The 3,709-nt window shown below is 34.3% G+C and carries 4 protein-coding genes; all 4 read left to right on the forward strand.

All coding sequences use genetic code 11. The features are described from left to right. Nucleotides 1–231 (forward strand): EamA family transporter (locus AC3AX0_RS09165; protein WP_487549995.1); only part of this gene is annotated, 231 nt, incomplete at its 5' end. Between the two features lie 17 nt (nt 232–248). After that, a complete protein-coding gene (locus AC3AX0_RS09170) occupies nt 249–1,229 on the forward strand; it encodes a 2-hydroxyacid dehydrogenase (protein WP_487549996.1) in 981 nt (326 codons plus the stop codon). A gap of 370 nt (nt 1,230–1,599) precedes the next feature. Next, on the forward strand, nt 1,600–2,196 hold the full coding sequence (locus tag AC3AX0_RS09175) for an NUDIX hydrolase (RefSeq protein ID WP_487549997.1): 597 nt from the start codon (nt 1,600–1,602) through the stop codon (nt 2,194–2,196). A 269-nt stretch (nt 2,197–2,465) separates the two neighbouring features. Then, nucleotides 2,466–3,329: a nitroreductase family protein gene (locus AC3AX0_RS09180; protein WP_487549998.1), complete on the forward strand. Its 864-nt coding sequence runs from the start codon at nt 2,466–2,468 to the stop codon at nt 3,327–3,329. Nucleotides 3,330–3,709: the final 380 nt, after the last annotated feature.

The following is a 3,709-nucleotide window of genomic DNA, read 5'->3' on the forward strand; positions in this document are numbered from 1 at the left end:
GGAGCTTTTATTGTACAAAGTGTAGCCATGAGATATACCAGTGCAACTCATACAGCTCTGATATTTACATGTATTCCTGTTTTCGCAGCAGTATTTGGCTATATTTTTCTGGATGAGGTTCTTACTTTCCAGGGAATATTGGGAGCGGTACTCATCGTAGCCAGCATGTTCATAATGGAATTGAAAAAGAAAGAAACTATTGCGGACAACAAGCAGGAAATAATGAATTGATATAAAATGTGAAAGAGGTGGATTTTTTGACAAAACCAAAGGTTCTAATTGGAGTAAATGTGCCTGAAAATGTAGAGGAATATATAGGAAAACATTGTGAATATGAAAAATTCGAAGAACATGAAACAGTCACCTATGAAAAATTGCTGGGCAAGCTCCATGATAAGGAAGGACTAATGCTGGCTGTAATAAAAGTTGATGGAAATCTGCTGGATCATGGACCTAAGCTGAAGGTAGTCAGCGATATGACAGTGGGTTATGACAATTTTGATATTGAAGCCATGAAGGAGAGGAAAATAATTGGAACAAACACTCCTGAGGTTCTTGACGACACAGTTGCTGATCTGGTTTTTGGACTGATGCTGTCTACTGCAAGAAGATTGTCGGAACTGGATAAATATGTCAAGGATGGAGACTGGAAGATTGGAGACAATGAAATTAATTTTGGGAAGGATGTCCATCATGAAACCTTGGGAATAATAGGCATGGGAAGAATTGGTGAAACTGTTGCAAAAAGGGCAAAATTTGGATTTGACATGGATGTTCTTTATTACAATAGAAATAGAAAGCCTGAAGCAGAGGAAAAACTTGGAGTAAGGTATGCTGAATTAAACACACTTCTGCAAAAGAGCGACTTCGTCCTTGTAATGGTTGCCCTAACTGAGGAAACCTATCATATGATCGGCAAAGAAGAGTTTAAGATGATGAAAAAAGAGGCAATACTGATAAATGGATCAAGGGGAGCTACTGTAAATGAAAAGGAACTGATTGAAGCTCTTTTAGAAAAGGAAATCTGGGGAGCAGGACTTGATGTTTTTGAACAGGAACCAATTGACAGGGACAATACCTTACTCAAAATGTCAAATGTGGTTACACTACCGCATATAGGATCAGCAACCTGGAAAACAAGAGATGATATGGCTATGCTGGCGGCGGAAAACATGGTAAAGGCAGTATGTGGAGTGAATCCTCCAAATATTGTACGGGAATTGAAGTGAAACAAATCAATAGTTTGAGGATTATAATCCATGATAAAATGTAACAAACAAGTAAAAATAACAAACCGCATTCTGGAATCAGGATGCGGTTTTTAATAGTCTAAGAAAGTTAAAAATGCGTAATCCCTTGAAACGTTGGTATTACACGGTTAAGGAAACTTTCTACGACCTCTTAATAACCGCTATGGTCACATGAAGCGTGACCCGGTTAACGCAGCGTAGCTGCTTTCTTGTTGAATTTACATTTTTATATTTTGCTTTACAGAATTAATTGTTTGAACAAACTAAAAGTTGAAAATGGTTTGTGTGATATCATATAGATAATTCTGAAAAGGAATAATATTTTTTGGAGTTTGAACTTGAATGAAAGATGAAATTCTGTTTTGAAGGAGGGGACACTTTGGAAATAATAGCACAAATACAAGCATATAAGCCATGGAACGAGCAGGAAAAACTGGATAAGGAGGAGCTGTTGAAACATATTCAGACTAAAAAAGATATCTTCACAAGAGAAAACAAAACTGCCCATATGACTGCATCTGCCTGGGTCATCAATGATAGTAGAGATAAGGCCTTAATGGTTTACCACAATATTTATGATTCGTGGTCATGGATGGGTGGACATGCTGATGGTGATGAAAATCTTTATGCTGTTGCTTCCAGGGAAGTGATGGAGGAAAGTGGACTGAAAAAGGTTATACCTATTATAAGGGATATATTTTCACTGGAGATATTGACAGTTGATGGACATGAAAAGAATGGCGTATATATACCGTCACATCTGCATCTTAATGTTACATATCTATTTGAAGGTGATGAAGGGGAAGAAATAACTGTAAAGCCTGATGAAAACAGCGGAGTAGCATGGTACAGCCTTGATGAGGCAGTAAGTGCTTCATCAGAGCCATGGTTTAGGGACAGGATTTATAGTAAGTTGAATGAAAAACTTGGAAGGCTTCCCAATTGACGCTAAATAATTTCAAACATATCATTAACAGATAACATTTTATACAATATTTGGCTTTTGTCAATATATAGATAATATGTTGTCTTTTTTTATATTGTACTTATATTGCAGATTCTCTGGGAGGGCTTTTTAATGGATAGAAAATCAAAATATTTGATTATAAAAACCATAGTTTAAATGTGAGTAATCTATTTAATTTAGTGATATAATTAAATATGAGTTCTGAATTAAAATTTATAATTGTCAGTTATATAGGAAAGGAGATATATATGAATTATAAAAAATTAATTGAAGAAAGAAAGTCTGTAAGAGAGTATAAGAAAAATACAATAGCAAAGAATATTATCGATGAGATTCTAGAATTTCCAGAAAAAGTTGATAAATTAATACCGGGAATTGAAACTGAATTATTAGTTAAGGATAAGGCTCATGTTTATTTGCAACTACAGGAAATTGCTGGATATGAGGGTCTAATGATAGAGGCTCCTCATTATTTAATAATGCTATCTACGAAAAAAGAATATTATATTGAAAATGCAGGATATTTAGGAGAAAAAGTATCTCTAAAAGCATTAGATTTAGGAATAAATACCTGTTGGATTACATTTGCTGATAGTGATAAGGTTAAAAAACGACTTTTCATTGACTCTGATAAAGAAATAGTAGCGATTATTGCTTTTGGTTACGATGCAAATAAGACCAGAGTAGTAAATATTGATAGTGTTGGAGATAATTATTCAAAATCTAAACTCAAAATAGTTGAAAACAACGTGTCTACTAGAGAAAAAATCGAAGATATTGTATATATCAAAGAATGGGGAAATAACGCAGACCATGAAGAACTAAAAAATAGAGGTCTTTTAGAGGCATTTGATTATGCAAGACTTGCTCCTTCTACTATGAATAGACAGCCTTGGAGATTTATAATAGATGGTGGTAATGTAGTTCTTGCTATGAGGAAAGATGAAAATATTAAAGAATACGATGGAAAGATTGATACGGGAATTTCCATGCTGTATTTTGAGTCTTTAGTAGATCAAACTCTCTTTGATGTTGAATGGGTTGTGGATGCTCCAGATAAAGATTACAAGATACCTGATGATTATAAAATTGTAGGATACTGTAAGATTTAAGATTCAAGAAAAACTCTCGTCACCACACTCCACGCATGTGGAGAGTATTGTGGCGCTGAAACATAGGCGGTGAGCGGAATTCAAATCGTCTGCAATGTTGAATATTATGAGTGTGGAAACAAATTTGGCAACACAATTCAGATTTGAGCTGGTAAAATTGCGTTACTAAATACCAACTCGGTAATTATGAAGATGTAATAAAAATGTAGTATTAATGTTAACTTCCTAAAAAATTCAGTCTCGAGTAAATAGAAATAATATAAATTGGGTAAAAGCCTTTATAATAGGGCTTTTTCTTGTTTTTGAGTCAGAAATGTGACATACTAAAAGTGTAGGAATTCAGTCTCGAAAAAGGAGCTAAAAATGTACTTAGACTTTCT

It is taken from the genome of Dethiosulfatibacter sp. (assembly GCF_983023055.1).

Excerpts from the sequence above, each read along its gene's own strand:
- AC3AX0_RS09175 (WP_487549997.1), top strand. The coding sequence starts at position 1,600 with ATGAAATTCTGTTTTGAAGGAGGGGACACTTTGGAAATAATAGCACAA.
- AC3AX0_RS09180 (WP_487549998.1), top strand. The coding sequence starts at position 2,466 with ATGAATTATAAAAAATTAATTGAAGAAAGAAAGTCTGTAAGAGAGTAT.